Genomic DNA, 18,906 nt, shown 5'->3' on the forward strand with positions numbered 1-18,906 from the left:
GTATTAAAGGTACGTAATATCTCAAATTCTTTATGTTTGGCATGCTATAATACAAATCAAATAGAGAACAAGGAGATAAAGATGAAAACACTGCGAACTCTATGTGTCCTGATGATTCTTTCAGGCGTTATTTTTTTCGGACTTAAAATAGATGCAAAAGATATAGATATTCCTTTTTTGAACAGCCTTAAAAAAGTGGTTTCTTATAGCGATACAGACTCAGCTGCGAATAGCAAAAAGGAGCTGAAGGGAAGCGCAAAACCGCTGGATGTCATCCTTTACAATCAAATGGACGCACCACGGCTCTATAACGGCTGTGAAGTAACAAGCCTTGCGATGGTGCTGAATTACGCAGGATACGACGTGACAAAAAACACCCTGGCAAATCAGGTTGCCACAGTGCCTTTGACATACAGCAGCGGATTAAAGGGTGATCCGAATGACGGATTTGTCGGGGATATGGCGAATGGCCCTGGTCTCGGTGTCTACCATCGACCGATCTATCAGCTGGCGAAAACCTATGCGGGAGACAAAGTGTCTGATCTGACTGGAAAAAGCATTTCTGCTGTTTATGAACAGCTTGAAAAAGGCAATCCAGTTTGGGTTATTACGACAGCCAACTTTACGCCAGTTGACAACATGCAGACATGGAAAACGCCAAACGGAACGATAGAGATTACGTACAGCGAACACAGCGTCGCCGTTACGGGATATGATGATAAATATGTGTATCTCAATGATCCGTATGGCTATAAAAACAGAAAAACCGATAGAACAAGCTTTGAAAAAGCGTGGAAACAAATGGGCAGCCAGGCCGTAGTTATTCAAAAGTAAACACCTGAAGCCTCACTATGCTCTATCCTGAGCAAATACGACAATATTCATGCTTTTTGTTTCAATCGGTAAGATCGATTCATTTTCCATTTATCATCCAGAATTGTCTTTACTTTCAGGCTATCTGTTTTTATGATTAAAGCAGATTCAGCCTTGCCCCGATCTATGTGAGAGAAGCCGGTGCAAGTTGCTGACGCTTCTCTTGCAAAAAATGAAAGATATCCGGGGAGGATTTATCATTGAAAAAATTCGTGTCTATCCTATTTATGTTCGGTTTGGTTATGGTGTTCAGCCAGTTTCAGTCATCAACCGCTTTTGCAGCAGACAAAGTGGTGCACGAAACAATTATCGTACCAAAAAATACAACATATGACGGGAAAGGACAGCGGTTTGTGGCAGGGAAAGAATTAGGCGACGGAAGCCAGTCAGAAAACCAAGACCCTGTTTTTCGTGTGGAAGATGGAGCAACCCTGAAAAATGTGGTGCTTGGTGCACCTGCCGCTGATGGCGTGCACACTTATGGAAACGTTAACATTCAGAATGTGAAATGGGAAGATGTTGGTGAGGATGCGTTAACGGTGAAGAAGGAAGGAAAAGTGACGATCGACGGCGGTTCTGCTCAAAAAGCGTCAGATAAGATATTCCAAATCAATAAAGCCAGTACATTCACAGTGAAAAACTTCACGGCAGACAATGGCGGAAAGTTCATAAGACAGCTTGGCGGTTCAACCTTCCACGTTGATGTGATCATCGATAAGTGCACCATCACAAACATGAAGGAAGCGATATTCCGGACGGACAGCAAAACAAGCACGGTCAGAATGACAAATACACGCTACTCTAATGTCGGTCAAAAATGGATTGGTGTTCAGCATATTTACGAAAACAACAACACTCAATTTTAACAAAAAAAGTCCGCTGATGTTATTCAGCGGACTTTTTCAATCTTTCTTGCATTTCTTCCTTCGTATAGATGATCCTCATCGGATTTCCGCCGACAAATGCGCCGGCAGGCACGTCTTTATGGACAAGTGTTCCGGCGGACACAACTGCGCCATCTCCTATTTTCACCCCGGGCAGAATGGTCGTGTTGGCACCAATCATCACTTCGTCTCCGATCAGAACTTTGCCGATCCGGTATTCGTGAATCAAATACTCATGGGCCAGAATGGTCGTATTGTACCCGATGATTGTATTTGTTCCGACTGAGATCTTTTCCGGAAACATGATATCTGGCATCACCATGAGGGCAAAGGATGTCTGATTTCCAACCTTCATCCGCAGAAATGTACGGTACAGCCAGTTTTTCATCCCTATAAACGGCGTATATCTCGCAATTTGAATGACAATGAAATTTTTGACGACCTTTAGAAAAGGTACCGTTTGATAGACATGCCACAGTGAGTTGGCCCCCGAGACCGGATGACGATCTGTTTTTCTCACAGATTACTTCACTCCAACGATTTGTAATAGATCACTCATTTTCTCAAGCATAAAATCCGGCTCATGCTTCGCCAGCATTTCCGGCCCTTTAATCGTCCATGCGACTCCTGCCGTTTTTGTACCGGCGTTTTTGCCTGCCAGCACATCGTGGTAATTATCTCCGACCATAATGGCTTCCTCGGGCTTGCTTCCTAACTGTTTCAGCGCTAACAGCACAGGCTCGGGATCAGGCTTTGCATTCGTCACATCATCTAGGGTGACAACTGTTTCAAAGAATTCGCCGATTCCCGTGAGCTTGAGGCCCATATTGACAGTATCTCTTAATTTTGTTGTCACGATTCCTAATGTAAAGCCGGCTTTTTTTAATGCATCCAGGGTCTCATATACCGTTTCATATTCAGTCACGAGTGAATCATGCATGTCATGATTGTACGCTCTGTACATGGCGATCATATCCTCGCATTTATCAGGGTCCATCGAAGAGAACGTTTCAAAAAGAGACGGCCCGATAAATGCAAGGACATCTTCTCGTTTATACTTGCTCGGATAATAATGCTCCAGTGTATGCAAAAAGGACGCGATAATTAATTCATTCGTATTAATAAGCGTTCCGTCTAAATCAAACAGAATCGTCGTTACTTGTTTGTCACTCATATTGCTTCCTTTCCAACCGCTGAGGGTTTCCACTTTTTCCATGTATGCGCAATAGCCATTGTCAGCAGAACTGCTGTGGTGACACGAATCAAAAGAAGCGGCCAGACTGGTATGCCGAGCGGAATAAAGACAAGTGTATCTTCCACGACCGCGTGGCAGGCAACGAGAAATATAAATGCCAATGTCATATCCCGCCTGCTCACGCCGTCATCCTCGACAGCTTTGATCATGACACCCGCTCCGTAGGCCAGACCAATCGTCAGTCCCGCCACCATTGTCATAGACGTATTTTTATTCATGCCAAGCAGCTGCGTAAACGGAGACAGCCACCTGGAGAACCGATGCAGCCAGCCTAAATCTCTTAAAAACTGGATGATGATCATCAGAGGTATGACAATTGCCGCCAGCTGCAAAACACCAAGTCCGGCTTTCGTTAAGGCTTCTGTCAGCATTGCCAGCCAGCTGTCTGGCGCCACGCTCTTCGCAGCGATAAAACCGTACTGCGCCGTTTCCTGTCCGCCATGCCAAATAAGGTTGATGACGATGGCTGACACAGCGGCTAAACCGATGCGCACGGCCAATATGACGCCAATTCTGATGCCAACCTTTGCGGCAACTGTCGATTCGATAATCAAGTTATGACAGAATGAAAGCATAACAGCTAAAATAAAGACTTCTTTCACAGATAAATCCAATGTTAAAATCCCGGCAATTCCCGCATACAGATTCAGCATATTTCCCAGTACAAGCGGAATGGCCGCTTCACCAGAAAGCCCGAAGAGACCCATTACCGGTGTGATCAGCCGTACAAGCCAATCCATGACAGGGGTATGCTGAAGCAAAGTGACCAATAGCGTTACCGGGAAAATCACTTTACCCAGCGTCCATGTTGTTTGAAAACCTGCTGCAAGACCGGCCAGAAAGATTTTCTTCATGCCTCATCCCCCTTTGTTGACGTCTACTCCGCGTACCGCTCCTTCGAGTATCCCTTGACGCGTCTGAAGATGATGGCTGCCACAGCCAAAACAATCAATACGATTGAAATCACCTGAGCGATGCGAAGTGAATCTGTCAGCATTAAGCTGTCAGTCCGCATTCCTTCAATAAAGTATCTTCCGATTGAATACCAAATGATATAGATCAAGAACATCTCGCCTCTACGCAAATTCGCTCTGCGAAGCAGCAGTAAAACAATGACGCCGACAAAACTCCATAGTGATTCATATAAAAAAGTAGGATGATAATATTGCCCATTGATATACATTTGATTGATGATAAATTCAGGCAGGTGCAGGTTTTCTAAAAAGGCTCTGCTGACAGCCTCGCCGTGCGCTTCCTGATTCATGAAGTTCCCCCAGCGGCCGATCGCCTGGCCAAGCAAAATGCTGGGCGCGGCAATGTCCGCAAGCTTCCAGAACGAAAGTTTTTTCACTCTCGAAAACACATAACCCGTTAAAATGGCGCCGATTAATCCGCCATGAATGGCAATGCCGCCCTTCCAAATCTTAATGATTTCTCCCGGATGTGCCGCATAATAGTCCCATTCAAAGGCAACGTAATAAATTCGCGCGCAAATAATTGCAATCGGAATGGCAAACAGGACAAGATCAATAAACGTATCTTTCTGCAGCCCCCGTTTTTCACTTTCCCTCATCGCAATCCACAGCCCGAGCAAAGCGCCGAGACCGATAATGATTCCGTACCAATGGACGGCTAACGGCCCCAGCTGAAATGCTATCGGATTGAGTGGTTCTATCGCTTCATTCATTTAACGCCAACTCCTATTCTTCTTGTTCACCGTCTTCAATGACGTCCGCCAGCTTGTTGGTAAATTGTTCAGCGGCATTCAGCCCCATCCGCTTCAATCTGAAGTTCATTGCTGCCACTTCGATGATGACTGCAAGATTTCGGCCTGGGCGGACGGGAATCGTCAGTTTTGTAATTTCTGTATCAATGATTTTCATGGTCTCTTCCTCAAGTCCGAGCCGGTCGTATTGCTTGCCCTGCTCCCAGAGTTCAAGATTCATGACAATCGTGATTCGTTTATTGCTTCTGACCGCGCCAGCGCCAAATAGCGTCATCACGTTGATAATGCCAAGGCCCCTGATCTCAAGAAGGTGCTCAATTAATTCCGGAGCGTTTCCCACAAGAGTATCCTGATCCTCCTGCCGTATTTCAACGCAATCATCGGCAACAAGGCGATGCCCTCTTTTCACAAGCTCCAGCGCTGTTTCGCTTTTTCCGACGCCGCTCTTTCCTGTGATCAGCACGCCGACACCATATATATCGACAAGAACACCATGAATTGCTGTGGTAGGCGCCAGCCTGCTCTCAAGGAAGTTGGTTAAACGGCTTGACAGTCTTGTCGTTTTCAGCGGCGATCTGAGGACAGGCACCCCATTTTTCTCGGAGGCGTCAATCAGCTCCTGCGGGATGGGCATATCTCTAGAAAGAATAATAGCTGGTGTTACATCAGTGCACAGAGAATCCATTCGCTGTTTTTTCTCCTCTTCAGGAAGCTGTTCAAAGAAAGAAAGCTCTGTTTTTCCGAGAAGCTGCACGCGCTCTCTCGGGTAATATGTAAAATATCCGGCAATTTCAATGCCTGGTCTTGATAGGTCACTCATTGTAATCGGGCGGTTAATTCCTTCTTCTCCGCTGATTAATTCCAAATTGAACTGTTCCATTACGTCTTTTGTGCGAACCTTTGCCACGATATGTTCCTCCTGTTCCGGGCTGCCCCGAGCTTGCTCACAATACTTTCATTTTATCACTTTCAGGCTTGAACCTAAAACAGATTTTATAAAAGGCGGGAAAACACCTCAGCTGGTCTAGATCACTAGTCTGAAAAAGAGTAAAATAAAGGTATTCAAATTCCAGAAAGGCGGATCATCTATGGCAGAGAGTCTTCTTATCAAAGACATTGCGATCGTGACAGAAAATGAAGTAATCAAAAACGGCTATGTCGGAATCAATGACGGAAAAATCAGCACAGTCTCAACAGAACGGCCCAAGGAGTCATATTCAAAAGAGATTCAAGCACCTGCGGATTCCGTTTTGCTTCCCGGCATGATTGACATTCATATCCACGGCGGCTATGGCGCAGATACAATGGATGCTAGCTTTTCCACGCTCGACATCATGTCGTCAAGACTGCCCGAAGAAGGCACGACGAGCTTTTTAGCCACAACGATTACCCAAGAGCATGGGAACATTTCTCAAGCTTTGGTGAACGCAAGAGAGTGGAAAGCGGCTGAAGAGTCCTCTTTATTAGGTGCAGAACTGCTCGGCATTCATTTAGAGGGCCCCTTTGTTTCACCTAAAAGAGCCGGAGCGCAACCAAAAGAGTGGATTAGGCCTTCGGATGTTGCGCTTTTCAAAAAGTGGCAGCAGGAGGCGGGCGGACTGATCAAAATTGTTACACTTGCGCCGGAGGAGGATCAGCATTTTGAACTGATCCGCCATTTGAAAGAAGAATCGATTATCGCGTCCATGGGGCACACGGATGCCGATTCCGCAATGCTGTCGGATGCCGCAAAAGCAGGGGCGAGCCATATGACCCATCTGTACAACGCGATGAGCCCGTTTCATCACCGAGAACCCGGAGTGATCGGAACGGCGCTGGCCCATGATGGGTTTGTGACAGAGCTAATAGCCGATGGCATCCACTCCCATCCTTTAGCGGCTAAGCTTGCTTTTTTGGCGAAAGGCAGCAGCAAGCTCATTTTAATTACCGATTCCATGAGGGCAAAAGGACTGAAAGACGGCGTATATGAGTTCGGCGGCCAAAGTGTGACGGTAAGAGGAAGAACAGCTCTTCTTTCAGACGGAACCCTTGCCGGTTCGATCCTCAAAATGAACGAAGGTGCACGGCATATGCGTGAGTTTACAAATTGCTCTTGGACGGATATAGCTAATATAACTTCTGCAAACGCGGCCAAACAGCTGGGCATCTTTGGCCGAAAAGGCAGTGTGACTGTGGGAAAAGATGCAGATTTAGTGATTGTCAGCAGTGATTGCGAGGTGATTCTCACCATTTGCCGCGGAAACATTGCATTTATATCCAAGGAGGCTGACCAGATATGAAAGTAATGGAATGTCAAACGTATGAAGAGCTAAGCCAAAAAGCAGCCAGAATAACGGCAGATACAATCAAAGAAAAACCTGATGCCGTTCTCGGGTTAGCGACAGGCGGCACACCGGAAGGCACGTATCGCGAGCTGATCCGCCTGCACCAAACTGAGAATCTCTCATTTCAAAACGTCACTACAGTTAATTTGGATGAGTACGCCGGACTTTCAAGCGATGACCCGAACAGCTATCACTTCTATATGAACGACCGTTTTTTTCAGCATATCGACAGCAAGCCTAGCCGGCATTTTATTCCGAATGGAAATGCAGACGATTTGGAAGCTGAATGCAGACGGTATGAACAGCTAGTCGAGTCCCTCGGCGGCACTGACATTCAGCTTCTCGGCATCGGCCGAAACGGACACATCGGCTTTAACGAACCGGGAACGTCTTTCAAGTCGCGAACTCATGTTGTGACATTAAATGAGCAAACCCGCCAAGCGAATGCCAGATATTTTCCCTCCATAGACAGCGTGCCGAAAAAAGCACTGACAATGGGAATTCAAACGATACTCTCAAGCAAGCGCATTCTGCTGCTTATTTCTGGAAAAAGCAAAGCGGAAGCTGTTCGTAAGCTGTTAGAAGGAAACATAAGCGAAGATTTTCCCGCATCTGCTTTGCACCTGCATTCCGATGTTACGGTTTTGATTGATCGTGAAGCCGCGTCATTAAGACCTTGAAAGGAACATGCTGACTTATGAATATCAATAAACAATCGCCTATTCCGATTTACTATCAGATTATGGAGCAATTAAAAACCCAAATTAAGAACGGAGAGCTGCAGCCGGATATGCCTCTTCCTTCTGAGCGCGAATATGCCGAACAATTCGGGATCAGCCGGATGACAGTTCGCCAGGCGCTTTCTAATTTAGTTAATGAAGGCTTGCTCTATCGCCTGAAAGGGCGGGGCACCTTTGTCAGCAAGCCAAAAATGGAACAAGCACTTCAAGGGCTGACAAGCTTTACCGAGGATATGAAAAGCCGCGGGATGACACCGGGCAGCAGGCTCATTGATTATCAGCTTATTGATTCAACTGAGGAGCTCGCGGCTATATTAGGCTGCGGGCACCCCTCCTCTATCCATAAAATCACTCGGGTGCGGCTGGCAAATGATATTCCAATGGCGATTGAGTCCTCACATATTCCCTTTGAGCTTGCGGGTGAATTGAACGAATCGCATTTTCAGTCGTCGATCTATGATCATATTGAAAGGTACAACAGCATACCGATTTCCCGTGCAAAACAGGAGCTTGAGCCAAGCGCTGCCACCACGGAAGAAGCGAACATTCTTGGTATTCAAAAGGGAGCGCCAGTCCTATTAATTAAACGAACAACATATCTGCAGAACGGAACTGCTTTTGAGCATGCAAAATCCGTATACAGAGGCGACCGTTATACATTTGTCCACTATATGGATCGTCTTTCATAAAAAAAGCCTCCAACCCTTTTTAAGGATTGGAGACATGGCGAAAATCAAACTGGTCTGGTGCCGGACGATATGTTTCTTTTTTCGTCTTGAACTTCCAGATCGGTGATTTCGTTTTGCCGTTAAAACTGTCTTCCACTATAATGTACCAATAATAAACAGACTGCGGTTCAAGGTGATCCCAGCGGAATTCAGCTGTATCCCCGCTCTTCACTTGCTCCCGTTTTCCGAGCTCTTCATTGGTATATACATTACATTCAAAATAATCGGTTTCCACCTTTTTGATTCTTGGCTTCAAATCAAGCGAAAGGGAAAATTCATCCTTGTTGCCATAGGTATCCGTATCATAGTAATTCTTATCCTTTACATACGGAGAATACGTCGATACGTGCACCATGTCATTGGCCTGGTCAAATTGAAGCAAACGCAAATACCCTTGACCGCCTTCTGGCCCGCCCTGATAATCGGCCAGCATTTGATGCACAAGACGATCCGGCTTCCCATCACCATCATCATCCAGCTCATCTGTTTTTCTCATCGCACTATGATAATGCCCGCTCAATACCATCACGACATTCGGGTTCGGCTTTACGATTTCTTTGAATATTTTCTCTCCGATCGGGCTTCTGTTTCCGCTGACCAGCAAATACTCATGAAAAGCTAAAATGGCCATCCGGTCAGGGTGTTTCTTCAGCACCTGATTCATCCACGCGATGTCTTCATCCGTAATGCCCCATCCCATGTACAGCATGATATAATCATTGCCGTTGCTAGAAATCAGGTCATAATGTCCGCGGTTATTTTTATAGGAACCGCCATAATGCAATTTTTTATCAAAACGATCGCTGCCAAAATATTTGCCAAACGCCCTGTAGGAGCCGTCCTTATGTCCGACATCGTGATTGCCGGCCAGCACGCCGTAAGGAATTCCGCTCTTATCCAGAACGGACATTGACCGATCAGCGTTTTTCCACTGTCTGATATCGGCGGAATCATCTACAATATCACCCGTGTGGAACACATATTTGATATTGAGCTGCTTTTGATTATCTTTTATCCATTCGGTCTGTTTATCAAAAATATGCGGATAGCTTTCGGCGTAATACTGTGTATCAGACATCCAGACAAATGTGTACATATCCTTCGCAGGAGGAATTTCATCCTGTACAATCACATTCATTTTCGACTCCCGTACAAAATCGGCGGCAATCACAGACGCTTTCAGCGTAAACGGTTTGTCATCCTTCGCTACGAAGCTGTCAACAGGCTGCCATTCGTTTGTCCGATAATTCCAAGCATACATCGTCACCTTTCTCCCCGGCAAAGAACTGCCCTTCCAGACTGCTTCTGCCAGATCATTCTCATCAATTGATGGATCAACCGTCACTTCAAAGCGATGATAAGGGAAAAGCTCTTTGTTTTCTGTCGATACTGTTTTTCCATCAGCAGCTGATACCCGCTCCAATTCTTTATTCGTAAATGGGGTCTCCCTTTCCGGCACAAAGCTTTTCGGCGGTTCAGTCAGTGACGCGTGCTTAAATATTTTCACATGATTGCGCGCTGTATATTGAAATCCCCTATAAAAACCAACATCCATGGCATCATTCGTCGGATCTTTCACCCGTACAGAAATCTTGGCCTTATGCGTGTCGGCTTCGCTGTCTATAACCTCCGGCTGGTCCGGATGCTCTCGTTCGGTTTTAAATATCCTCTCAATCACTGTTTTATTGCCCGCGAGATCCGTTGCTGTCACTTTTAGAGAATGTTTTCCCGGCAAAAGGTCAGAAGATGACGTATGATATGGGAGTGTAATGCTTTCTCCATCTAACGACGCCTCCGCTTCCTCAATTCTGCTCCATTTATCATACATATCCGCCTGCAGGATAAGGTTTCCTTTATACGTTTGCCCCTCGGTGATATTCGGCTCAATGTGAGGTCCTGAATTATCTACCCGTACAACCAGGCTGACATTTTCCTTCCCGTCGCTTGCTTGAATATGGTGAGCGCCTTCAGAAAGCTTTGATGTATCCCACTCCAGCAGCTGTGATGTAAATAGTCCGTCAGGCAGATTGAACTGAAATTGCCAGCTTTTATTTGAGCGCTGATTATCGCCAATAAAGAGTTCCTTCTCAGGGGACACCCTCTGATCCCTGATCACCGTTCCATCTGATAACACCAATCGGGCGTTTTTGACTAAGAAGTCATCACGGTTTTCAGCAGTATCAAACGGAGACACCTTCGAACCTGAACGTATCGTAATACGCTGCAGCTGCTTCCCTTTCCGAAGCAGTGTCTCTGGCAATGGAACAGAATAGGTGCGGTATTTATTTGTTGTATCATCGAACACCTTCAGCACTTTGCCTTCCATCGTTACCGCGTTTTTAAAATAAAGGTTCGTTTTCCTCGTATCGAATGCAAAATATACTTCTTTTTCCATCGCGGGCTCTGTCACTTGTTTTCTCCCGTCAATCCATAGCTTAATGCGGTCAGCTCGCCCTTCTGTCGTGGCTTTGAGAAATTGAGTTCCCGACAGCGTGTCTCTGTTTTCAATATTCAACCGCAGACCGTGCGCCTTGCTTGTTTGTTTAATATCAATCATTTTGACCGGCGTTCTCGCTTCATTGATCCCGTCCCCGGCCGCCACATAATACTCTAGTTGATCCTTCCCGATCAATTCAGGCGAATACACAATATAATGGTAGAGATTATCGTTACGGTCTTTTTCAGCAAGAATTCGCTTAAACGGTTTGTTCTCATCCGTCCGGTAGTAAAAGGCAGCTGTTTTCACTAGACTTCGGTCCCGTATGTCAGCCCGCAGCTCAATGCTTTCAGCAGGGCGGACAGGCTTGCGGTCAGTCAAATCCTCAATAACCGGCTTTTCTTTATCGAGCTTGATTTTCCGTTTCTGGTCGGGCACCTGTGCCTGTAATACGGTTCCGGGAGACGGATTCTTTTCCCCGATTGAAATGTTCAGAAGTTCTGCTGTTCCGTTCAGTGGATACTTATAAAGCACTGATGACAGCCGACGCAGCGCATGTTTCCGATAATGCGCAACCGAAATGTCCTTTCCTGTATTCGTTGATATCACAACGGCCCGCGGCCTCGTATTGGCCATACCCTCTGTCTCGTCTATCACCGCAAGATTTTTTCCTTCTTTTAGTTGTGTCTGATAATAACGATTGAAATCCGCTGACGTCAATTCTGGATGCCCGGCAGGCTTCAGCCAGACGACAAACGTTTCGCCGGATGGTATCAAGATCCTTTCATCAGGTCTCCAAATCAGATCGGAGTCAGGCCCTTCTTTTGGGTAGCGGTAACGGATATGGTAGTCTTTAAAATCAATCGTTCTGTCAGTCGTATTAAAAATCTCAATAAATTCATAACCGTCTGCGCGTCCTATATTCTTCGTATCAACCGCCAGCTCTGTGATCAGAAGCTCCGGAATATGGGCAAGGTCAGCCTGGTATCCTTCAAGCTTCAGTTTCTTCGTCTCCGACTCAACCCGCTGCTTCCCATTCGACATCACAATGTAATACTCAAGCTCGCTGTTCCAAATCAAACGTTTCGGAATTTGTGCCAAAAACTTGCGGACCGCTCCGGGGGTCGGGTCCATCGGCACCATTTTGTAGCCCAGCTCATTACTTTGTTTATAAAAAAGAAAGGCGGAAAATGCTTGATACGAATTATCGCGAACTTGAGCCTCAATCATTAGATTGCTTCTCATTTCAGCTTTCACATCAATTTGAGGAGGATTTTCAAGCAAGGGTATGTAATGAGGCGTTTGAAATAGTTCCTGCTGTACAACAGGAAAAGCTTTCGATTCATGATGGCCGCCAGACAAAACGGAAAGAAAAGACAGTAATATAGAAGCAATAACCGTGTATTTCCTCATCAAAGCACCTCCCTTTTCATGTATTTTGCGTCTGAACAGGGAAGCTTATGAGTTCATTTTTGTGCATAAAGAACAAAAAAACGTCTGTCTCTTGAAAATTCCACTATTACCCAGTAAACTAAGAATAGTTAACCAGTTAACAATTAAATCAGAGAGGCAAATTGATGGACAACAGCATTCATGATGAATTATTTCAAGCTATACAACAATTCGCATTAAAAAGGGATAAACGCGTCTGGCAAAAGGTGCAGATACCATCCATTGGCATATCCTCACAACATCACGATCACCTCAAAAAAGACTGGACTTTGACCCAGCTTCACATTGTTTCCTGCATACATACCAGCCAAAATGTGAACAACAGCTTCTTAGCATCCCGTTTACACATCTCAAAAGCCGCTGTTTCAAAAGCGGTTCATGCTTTGTTGAAACACAATATCATTACAGTGACAAAAAAGCCTGGCAACAAAAAAGAAATTTTTTATACGCTAACTGATAGCGGCAGAAAATTGGCGGCATTACATGAACAGCTTCATGAGAAAGCAAAGGAGCAATATAAACAGCTTTTCAATGAATTTTCAATTGATGATTTAAAAACAGTGACTGCGTTTTTCAACTTGTGGATCAAATATATGTAAAAAGAGTCTCACCCGCATGGGAGAGACCTTTGGAATTCTATTATGCCCCGTCAAACGCAACGAGAAGTGAAACAGGTCCGCGTGTATACAGACCGGACTCAGCATAACAAAAATCTTCCTCTAATCTGATATTCCGCATCTTATCCAGCACAATATTAGCTACAATTTCGATTTCGTTTTTGGCAAAAGCTGCTCCTACACAGTTATGAATGCCGGATCCGAAAGCGAGATGCCGGGCGGCGCCGCTAAAAGCGCTCTTGATACCAAGATCTTCCCGATGAATATTAAACACGTCAGGCTGTTCAAATGCTTCAGGGTCCCGGTTAGCCGCACCGATCATACAAAAAACAATCGTATCTTTTTTGATTTCCATACCGCCGACCACTGTATCTTGGGACAGCTGCCGCGGAATCAGCTGAACCGGCGGTTTATAACGCAATGTCTCCGCAATGGCTCTCGGAACTAACGAACGGTCAGCCAAAATATCATTCATCTGCTCAGGATTGTTGAGCAAATGGTAGATCATCAGTGCCAGCGTCTTATCAGCCGGTTCCGTTGCGGCTAACAGCACATTAAGAATCAGTGCGAGTATATCCTTGTCCGACAGCGCCATGCCTTCATATTCAGAAGTACATAGGATCGAAATTAAATCTGATCCCGGATTGACGCGACGTTCTTTAATGACCGGCATCAAGTATTGGGAAAGCTGTTCGCTGCACCATAACGAATGTGCCCGCGCTTCAGGAGATTGAGAGATACTCGTGATAAAATCGGCAACTCCGCTGTGCCACTCAGAGATTTTTTCATGGTCTCTTTTATCCAGCCCGAGCATGTCCATCGTGACGCACACCGCAAACGTCTTTCCAAAATCATTGACGAGATCAATTTTCCCTCTTTCAAGATAAGGCGCTAACAAGTTTTCTGCATTTTGTTTAATCAATGGAGACAGATGATCCAGTGCGTCACCGATAAAGCTTCTCACTACAATTCTTCTTTTGGCAGAGTGTTCTTTTCCATGCATTTGGGCCAGCACAGGGCCTCGCATGACTGGTTCGGCACGCTCAACAAGTGATTTCGTCGTGAAGATATCCGGATGCTGAAGGATATAGCGGACATCATGATAGCGGCTGATAAAATAACTGTCTATCGACTCTTCATAATGAACCGGATCTTCCTCCCGCAGTTGTGAAAAATAAGCATATGGATTGTTTTGAAATTGATCAGAAAGCACACTAAACAATTTAATCGATTGGCTCATGTTTTACTCCCCCTATCATCCTTCAGATGTGATCCGTTTCTCAGAAAGCATCTGCGCCATTTCCTGTACAATGAGATACCCTTGATTCGGCCGCATACAAATAGAAAATTCATGGTTACTGATCTTCTCACCCAGCTTCCACGGACGATGATAAGCAAGGAGTGTCTCTTCCACCTCTAAAATATCCGGAGCTCCGATAAAAAACGGCAGCTCAGCTATGACATATTCCACAGCCAAATTCAGCATATCCTCACTGACTTCTTCCATCATCAAACTGACGCCCCGCGCACGCCCGATTATCGCTTCACGAGACATGTCCAAACAAGCATGTCGAAAATGAGGCTGCTCAAAAAATGCATGTTCAACTTCTTGTCTCAACAGCTGGTAGGCTTTGTTATCTATAAAATCAGAAAATGTATGAATCGCCTTCGGATCCCCGCCATGAGCCACAAGGGCTCTTTCTGCAAATCTCCTGTTTCGTGATACCTCTTTCCTTACTTTTCGTTCAGCCTTTCCTCTCGGAGTTCCAAGCGCTTCTAGAAGATTAGCCGCCTCATGCCCTGCAAGTAAAACTGAAACGCTTTTAAATTGAGCTTTCGCCCATCCAATTAATCTGTAAATATAATCCTCTGAAAACCTGCTGTTAAATGGGCTGATCCCCACCAAAACATGCCTGCGCCGTTCAAATATTTCTCTGCAGTTTTCTGTTAATGCCTCAGCAATAAAATGCACAGACCTTCTTTCCGTTACCATTCCGGTCATCTCATTCACCCCTAAAACTTATCCCGCTTTAAGTCATCACCCTCAAATACAAGATGGAATAGCTAGAACAACTGAACAAGACGAATGGCAGGCAGCACTTAAAGTTTCCAAATGTTTTTTAAAATTTTAATAATCATTTTCAATACCCATATCATGATAAATGTTTACTAGTAAACATTAGTCATTTTATCCCTTTTCCTTCCAAACGTCAATATGATCTGTACCCAAATATTTGAAAATAAATGTAAACATCACATTTTCCACACACTTTTTACACGCATATTCAGCATGACAGATCAACAAATAGTCTAAACACCAACAATTGACAACGAAAACAAGAAAAGATAAAATGAAATTGTTCACCAGTAAACGATTTGTTTTATTGTTTCATCGTAAACTATTATTACTAAGAAAGAAGGTAGCCTATGTCTGATTTGACAAAACAGATGATATACGACATATACGTGAGACTGCTGCACCTTAATGAACAAAAAGCGAATACTTCACTTCAGCAATTTTTTAAGGAAGCCGCAGAAGAGGATGTGATTGATATCCCTAAAAACATGACAAGCATACATGTCATTGACTGTATCGGCCAACATGAACCCATTAATAATACCGGAATTGCCAGAAAAATGAACTTATCGAAAGCGAATGTAACGAAAATCAGCACAAAACTGATCAAGGAAGAATTCATTAACAGCTATCAGCTGACAGATAACAAAAAAGAAGTTTATTTTAAATTAACCCGTAAAGGCAGACGGATTTTCGACTTACATGAGAAACTGCATAAAAAAAAGGAGCTGGCTTTTTACCAATTCCTCGATTCATTTTCACAAGAAGAACAAAAGGCTGTATTGAAGTTTCTAGAGCAGTTGACGTCAACACTTGAAGCAGAACAAACCGATGGGACTCCAGACAAACCTGTAAAGTAAACAAAAAGGCGGTGTACACTTTGGCTCATACAAAATCAAAGGCAGTATTGATCTTATACAATGTTTGCTTCAGTGCATTTTTTGCATCTTTAAGCCAGAACATTTATTCACCTATTCTTCCGATCATTAAAGAATCATTCCATGTTTCCACAGCTATGGTGAACCTGTCAGTCTCAGTTTTTATGATTGTGACAGCAATAATGCAAATTATATTAGGAGCGATCATTGATTTTAAAGGCGCTCGGATCGTCTTGATTACCGGTATTCTGGCAACGGCAGCAGCCAGCATCGGCTGTGCGGTGACTACTGACTTTACCTTGTTTCTGATATTCAGAATGATACAGGCAGCCGGTTCCGCAGCACTGCCTCTTATTGCTGCCACAACGATCGGACAGCTGTTTACAGGAAATGAACGCGGGAGTGCAATGGGAACGTATCAAATGCTCCTGTCTGTCGCACCGGCTATTGCTCCAGTTCTAGGAGGATTCATAGGCGGAGCAGCCGGATACGAAGGGATTTTTTGGATACTTGCGGCCATCTCGATCGTTTTGCTGGTGACAAACAGCATCACCTTTCCTAAAGATTCTCCAACTGAATCTATGCAGCAAGCCAAAGGCAATGTGTTCGCTCATTATAAATCAATATTTACAAATCGAACAGGGAACGTCATTTTGACTTTAAGTTTTGTTCTCTTTTTCATTTATTTTGCAGTAATTGTCTACCTCCCAATATTGCTGACAGAGCATTACCATATAGATGTGGGTATAGCAGGACTGTTATATTTGCCGCTGGCGCTGAGCACGATTGCAGGTACGTTTCTGTTTAAAAGAATACAGGCAAAAATCGGGCTGCACACCTTGTTTATCGGAAGCAATGTGATTGCCGCCTGCAGCATCATTTTATTTGCTGTTACACATTCCGTTTCTCTCGTTCTCATGGCTCTGACGCTGGCACTGTTTGGCATCTCGATGGGGGTTATTCCTCCCTTGTACTCTACAATGATTACTAATGAATTTGAGCACAACAGAGGGAGTGCAATCGGAATGTTTAACTTTATCCGATATACAGGCATGGCAGCAGGTCCGATGGTATCTGCCTACTTGCTCACAATGATGCCGTCTGCCATGTCCTTTAGCCTCCTAGGCCTTGGATTTGCCGCATTGAGCTTTTGCCTTCTTCCGCCAATGTTTTCGCCGCAGAAGCGCACGAAACAAAAAAAGCACCACATGTAAAAAAGCTGCCTTTGCGGGCAGCTTTTTTTATTTTTTTCTAAGCGGCTCTAAAATGCCTTTTTGAATCAGCAAATGGAAGACCGACAGGATAACGGATGCCCATATCGCTGTGCCGAAGCCGTCGATTTGAAAGCTGTCACCCATAATGGACGCGGTCATCATAAGCGTGATGGCGTTAATCACAAACAAGAAGAGTCCAAGCGTCACCATGGTGACCGGCAGTGTAAATATAATTAAAAGCGGTTTAATCAGCACGTTTAAGATCGATAAAATGAGGCTGGCGATAATCGCTGCCCCAATGCTGCTGATATGGATGGAGTCAATATATCCATCAATGACGATTAATAACAATGCATTGACTAAAATGCTGACTGCCCATTTTACCATGTCATTTCATATCCCTTTCTGACGGGACGATAAAAATCCAAATGATATAAATGAGCAAAACCGGCAAGACACTTGTCATAATGGCTAAGATGACAGTTATGACTCTGAGGAGTGATGCGTCCCAATTGAAATATTCCGCGAGACCTCCGATAACACCGGCGATTTTCTTATTTTTTTCTGAGCGATAAAGCTTATTCATTCGATCACCTCTGTGAGTACTTTAGTTTGATGGCGCCTGTTAGTGATTCTGAGAAGACGGTGATGTTTTGATCATGTGCCTGATTTGAAGTGAACATCATTTCTTTTTGAATCGTATCATTTTTTTCCTTCAGCATCTCTACATCCATTAATTCATGGGACAGCGTACCAAGATTGCTTTTCAGCTCTGCCTTCACTGCGAGATCGTCCGGAATTGCAAGCTCTACATTTCCAGTCGTTGTTTTTGCATAAATGGAGCGGCAGTCTGATTCTGTTACGTTAATCGCAATATTTCCGTTAAAGCTTTGAACGTCAATGGATTCGCTTTTCCCTCGGAGATCGATCAATCCGTTAATGGTTTCCGCTTCTATCGTACCGCAGCTGTGGCTTGCGAGCTTAATTTGCCCGTTGGCCGTTTCAGCTATGGCTTTTTCGGCTGTTAAATACGAGAACGACAGCACGCCGTTTGTCGTTTTCGCTGAGAACTCTTTTACATGTAAATGTTCCCCTCTGACCGGACCGTTAAACAGCTTCACCCGAATCTTATCATACTCCTTCTGAGGAATATACAAAGTGACATTCGTTTTCATCGTCTTTTTCTCAGTACGGATAAAAAACTTATTACCTTTGATTTCACATTCAATATGCTGAAGAAATGCGTGTCTCGCCGCATCCTGGCTGTCAGCGCGATATACCTTCGCCTGGCATTCCGCTCTGATATCGTCATCTTCCCAAGGGACGATATTTACGCTGCCATTGGCAATTTGCAGCTCAACACTGGAAAAGTCAGTATCTTTAAATTGAAAAATGTGCTGAACATCATACGCATGGCCAAAGTTTAAATCAAGGTCAACTTCCTTGACCTTTTTCACAGCAGAATCAATCCAGTCAAACAGCTTGGCTCCTAAAGACGGTTTGCCGCTTTCTTTTTTTGCCGTTGTAAATGGCTCTTCCTCGTCATGAACGTGAACTGAGAGCGCTGTGATTTTCTCTTCTTTTTCCTTGTAGTCGCTGTCAAGCTTTTCAATCAGTGTCAAAGCTTCTTGTGCTGTAAGCTTTCCTTCCTCAACAAGCTTAAGGATTCGTTCCTTTTCTTGCTTCATTACGATCTCCTCC

General features: G+C 44.5%; 19 protein-coding genes. 8 read left to right on the forward strand and 11 right to left on the reverse strand.

Annotation, left to right across the window (positions count from 1 at the left end; genetic code table 11):
- Positions 1-81: 81 nt before the first annotated feature.
- Both MKY10_RS18735 and pelC read left to right on the forward strand, forming a co-directional pair.
- Entirely contained in the window at positions 82-834 is a 753-nt protein-coding gene (locus tag MKY10_RS18735) for a C39 family peptidase (RefSeq protein ID WP_077671024.1), read from the forward strand.
- 239 nt (positions 835-1,073) lie between these two features.
- Positions 1,074-1,739 carry a pectate/pectin lyase PelC gene (gene pelC / locus MKY10_RS18740; RefSeq protein ID WP_021480690.1) on the forward strand — a complete coding sequence of 222 codons (666 nt, stop codon included), beginning with the start codon at positions 1,074-1,076 and terminating at the stop codon, positions 1,737-1,739.
- A gap of 19 nt (positions 1,740-1,758) precedes the next feature.
- Here pelC and hprF read toward each other — a convergent pair whose 3' ends face one another.
- The 5 genes from hprF to hprK are packed head-to-tail and all read right to left on the reverse strand — an operon-like array spanning position 1,759 to position 5,645.
- Positions 1,759-2,277: a heptaprenylglyceryl phosphate O-acetyltransferase gene (gene hprF, locus MKY10_RS18745; protein WP_021480691.1), complete on the reverse strand. Its 519-nt coding sequence runs from the start codon at positions 2,275-2,277 to the stop codon at positions 1,759-1,761.
- Positions 2,278-2,280: 3 nt separating this feature from the next.
- Positions 2,281-2,931, reverse strand: coding sequence for a pyrophosphatase PpaX (ppaX, locus tag MKY10_RS18750; protein ID WP_014481021.1), 651 nt, complete (start codon positions 2,929-2,931; stop codon positions 2,281-2,283).
- Positions 2,928-3,866, reverse strand: coding sequence for a nucleoside recognition domain-containing protein (locus MKY10_RS18755; protein WP_021480692.1), 939 nt, complete (start codon positions 3,864-3,866; stop codon positions 2,928-2,930). Before MKY10_RS18755 ends, ppaX begins: the two co-directional genes overlap by 4 nt.
- A gap of 23 nt (positions 3,867-3,889) precedes the next feature.
- Entirely contained in the window at positions 3,890-4,699 is an 810-nt protein-coding gene (lgt, locus tag MKY10_RS18760; protein WP_021480693.1) for a prolipoprotein diacylglyceryl transferase, read from the reverse strand.
- Between the two features lie 13 nt (positions 4,700-4,712).
- Positions 4,713-5,645, reverse strand: a complete 933-nt coding sequence (hprK, locus tag MKY10_RS18765) for an HPr(Ser) kinase/phosphatase (protein ID WP_003228097.1) — start codon at positions 5,643-5,645, stop codon at positions 4,713-4,715.
- Between the two features lie 181 nt (positions 5,646-5,826).
- On the opposite strand from hprK, the gene nagA reads away from it, so the two are divergent.
- Genes nagA through nagR form a run of 3 tightly spaced genes read left to right on the forward strand, consistent with a single transcriptional unit; the run spans position 5,827 to position 8,491 of the window.
- The gene (gene nagA / locus MKY10_RS18770; RefSeq protein WP_339225979.1) at positions 5,827-7,017 is read left to right on the forward strand and encodes an N-acetylglucosamine-6-phosphate deacetylase; all 1,191 of its coding nucleotides are present in this window, start codon (positions 5,827-5,829) and stop codon (positions 7,015-7,017) included.
- The gene (nagB, locus tag MKY10_RS18775) at positions 7,014-7,742 is read left to right on the forward strand and encodes a glucosamine-6-phosphate deaminase (RefSeq protein WP_038829909.1); all 729 of its coding nucleotides are present in this window, start codon (positions 7,014-7,016) and stop codon (positions 7,740-7,742) included. The genes nagA and nagB overlap by 4 nt, the downstream gene beginning before the upstream one ends.
- Positions 7,743-7,759: 17 nt before the next feature.
- Positions 7,760-8,491 (forward strand): N-acetylglucosamine utilization transcriptional regulator NagR, encoded by a 732-nt coding sequence (gene nagR, locus MKY10_RS18780; RefSeq protein WP_003228089.1) that lies wholly within the window; start codon positions 7,760-7,762, stop codon positions 8,489-8,491.
- A 19-nt stretch (positions 8,492-8,510) separates the two neighbouring features.
- Here nagR and MKY10_RS18785 read toward each other — a convergent pair whose 3' ends face one another.
- Complete coding sequence (locus MKY10_RS18785) at positions 8,511-12,380, reverse strand: metallophosphoesterase (RefSeq protein ID WP_044052448.1); 3,870 nt, start codon at positions 12,378-12,380, stop codon at positions 8,511-8,513.
- 164 nt (positions 12,381-12,544) lie between these two features.
- Here MKY10_RS18785 and MKY10_RS18790 point away from each other — a divergent pair, with 164 nt between their 5' ends.
- Positions 12,545-13,018, forward strand: coding sequence for a MarR family transcriptional regulator (locus MKY10_RS18790; protein ID WP_003228083.1), 474 nt, complete (start codon positions 12,545-12,547; stop codon positions 13,016-13,018).
- A gap of 40 nt (positions 13,019-13,058) precedes the next feature.
- On the opposite strand, the gene cypX is transcribed toward MKY10_RS18790, so the two are convergent.
- Both cypX and pchC read right to left on the reverse strand, forming a co-directional pair.
- Positions 13,059-14,276 carry a pulcherriminic acid synthase gene (gene cypX, locus MKY10_RS18795; protein ID WP_044052447.1) on the reverse strand — a complete coding sequence of 406 codons (1,218 nt, stop codon included), beginning with the start codon at positions 14,274-14,276 and terminating at the stop codon, positions 13,059-13,061.
- Between the two features lie 15 nt (positions 14,277-14,291).
- Positions 14,292-15,038 carry a cyclo(L-leucyl-L-leucyl) synthase gene (gene pchC, locus MKY10_RS18800; RefSeq protein WP_003242712.1) on the reverse strand — a complete coding sequence of 249 codons (747 nt, stop codon included), beginning with the start codon at positions 15,036-15,038 and terminating at the stop codon, positions 14,292-14,294.
- Positions 15,039-15,463: 425 nt separating this feature from the next.
- On the opposite strand from pchC, the gene pchR reads away from it, so the two are divergent.
- Both pchR and MKY10_RS18810 read left to right on the forward strand, forming a co-directional pair.
- Positions 15,464-15,973: a pulcherriminic acid biosynthesis transcriptional regulator PchR gene (gene pchR, locus MKY10_RS18805; protein ID WP_015251128.1), complete on the forward strand. Its 510-nt coding sequence runs from the start codon at positions 15,464-15,466 to the stop codon at positions 15,971-15,973.
- Positions 15,974-15,993: 20 nt separating this feature from the next.
- Positions 15,994-17,205 (forward strand): MFS transporter, encoded by a 1,212-nt coding sequence (locus MKY10_RS18810; protein WP_015251127.1) that lies wholly within the window; start codon positions 15,994-15,996, stop codon positions 17,203-17,205.
- Positions 17,206-17,232: 27 nt separating this feature from the next.
- On the opposite strand, the gene MKY10_RS18815 is transcribed toward MKY10_RS18810, so the two are convergent.
- The 3 genes from MKY10_RS18815 to MKY10_RS18825 are packed head-to-tail and all read right to left on the reverse strand — an operon-like array spanning position 17,233 to position 18,893.
- A complete protein-coding gene (locus tag MKY10_RS18815) occupies positions 17,233-17,592 on the reverse strand; it encodes a phage holin family protein (RefSeq protein ID WP_003228066.1) in 360 nt (119 codons plus the stop codon).
- 1 nt (position 17,593) lies between these two features.
- Positions 17,594-17,791, reverse strand: coding sequence for a PspC domain-containing protein (locus MKY10_RS18820; RefSeq protein WP_003228065.1), 198 nt, complete (start codon positions 17,789-17,791; stop codon positions 17,594-17,596).
- A gap of 4 nt (positions 17,792-17,795) precedes the next feature.
- Entirely contained in the window at positions 17,796-18,893 is a 1,098-nt protein-coding gene (locus tag MKY10_RS18825) for a DUF4097 family beta strand repeat-containing protein (protein ID WP_003228061.1), read from the reverse strand.
- Between the last annotated feature and the right edge of the window lie 13 nt (positions 18,894-18,906).

The organism is Bacillus sp. FSL P4-0290 (genome assembly GCF_037975435.1).
GTDB lineage: Bacteria > Bacillota > Bacilli > Bacillales > Bacillaceae > Bacillus > Bacillus subtilis.

Bases quoted from the DNA above. Each gene is read 5' to 3' on its own strand.
- MKY10_RS18735 (WP_077671024.1), top strand. From the start codon at position 82: ATGAAAACACTGCGAACTCTATGTGTCCTGATGATTCTTTCAGGCGTT.
- ppaX (WP_014481021.1), bottom strand. From the start codon at position 2,931: ATGAGTGACAAACAAGTAACGACGATTCTGTTTGATTTAGACGGAACG.
- MKY10_RS18755 (WP_021480692.1), bottom strand. From the start codon at position 3,866: ATGAAGAAAATCTTTCTGGCCGGTCTTGCAGCAGGTTTTCAAACAACA.
- lgt (WP_021480693.1), bottom strand. From the start codon at position 4,699: ATGAATGAAGCGATAGAACCACTCAATCCGATAGCATTTCAGCTGGGG.
- nagA (WP_339225979.1), top strand. From the start codon at position 5,827: ATGGCAGAGAGTCTTCTTATCAAAGACATTGCGATCGTGACAGAAAAT.
- nagB (WP_038829909.1), top strand. From the start codon at position 7,014: ATGAAAGTAATGGAATGTCAAACGTATGAAGAGCTAAGCCAAAAAGCA.
- nagR (WP_003228089.1), top strand. From the start codon at position 7,760: ATGAATATCAATAAACAATCGCCTATTCCGATTTACTATCAGATTATG.
- MKY10_RS18785 (WP_044052448.1), bottom strand. From the start codon at position 12,380: ATGAGGAAATACACGGTTATTGCTTCTATATTACTGTCTTTTCTTTCC.
- MKY10_RS18790 (WP_003228083.1), top strand. From the start codon at position 12,545: ATGGACAACAGCATTCATGATGAATTATTTCAAGCTATACAACAATTC.
- cypX (WP_044052447.1), bottom strand. From the start codon at position 14,276: ATGAGCCAATCGATTAAATTGTTTAGTGTGCTTTCTGATCAATTTCAA.
- pchC (WP_003242712.1), bottom strand. From the start codon at position 15,038: ATGACCGGAATGGTAACGGAAAGAAGGTCTGTGCATTTTATTGCTGAG.
- pchR (WP_015251128.1), top strand. From the start codon at position 15,464: ATGTCTGATTTGACAAAACAGATGATATACGACATATACGTGAGACTG.
- MKY10_RS18815 (WP_003228066.1), bottom strand. From the start codon at position 17,592: ATGGTAAAATGGGCAGTCAGCATTTTAGTCAATGCATTGTTATTAATC.
- MKY10_RS18820 (WP_003228065.1), bottom strand. From the start codon at position 17,791: ATGAATAAGCTTTATCGCTCAGAAAAAAATAAGAAAATCGCCGGTGTT.
- MKY10_RS18825 (WP_003228061.1), bottom strand. From the start codon at position 18,893: ATGAAGCAAGAAAAGGAACGAATCCTTAAGCTTGTTGAGGAAGGAAAG.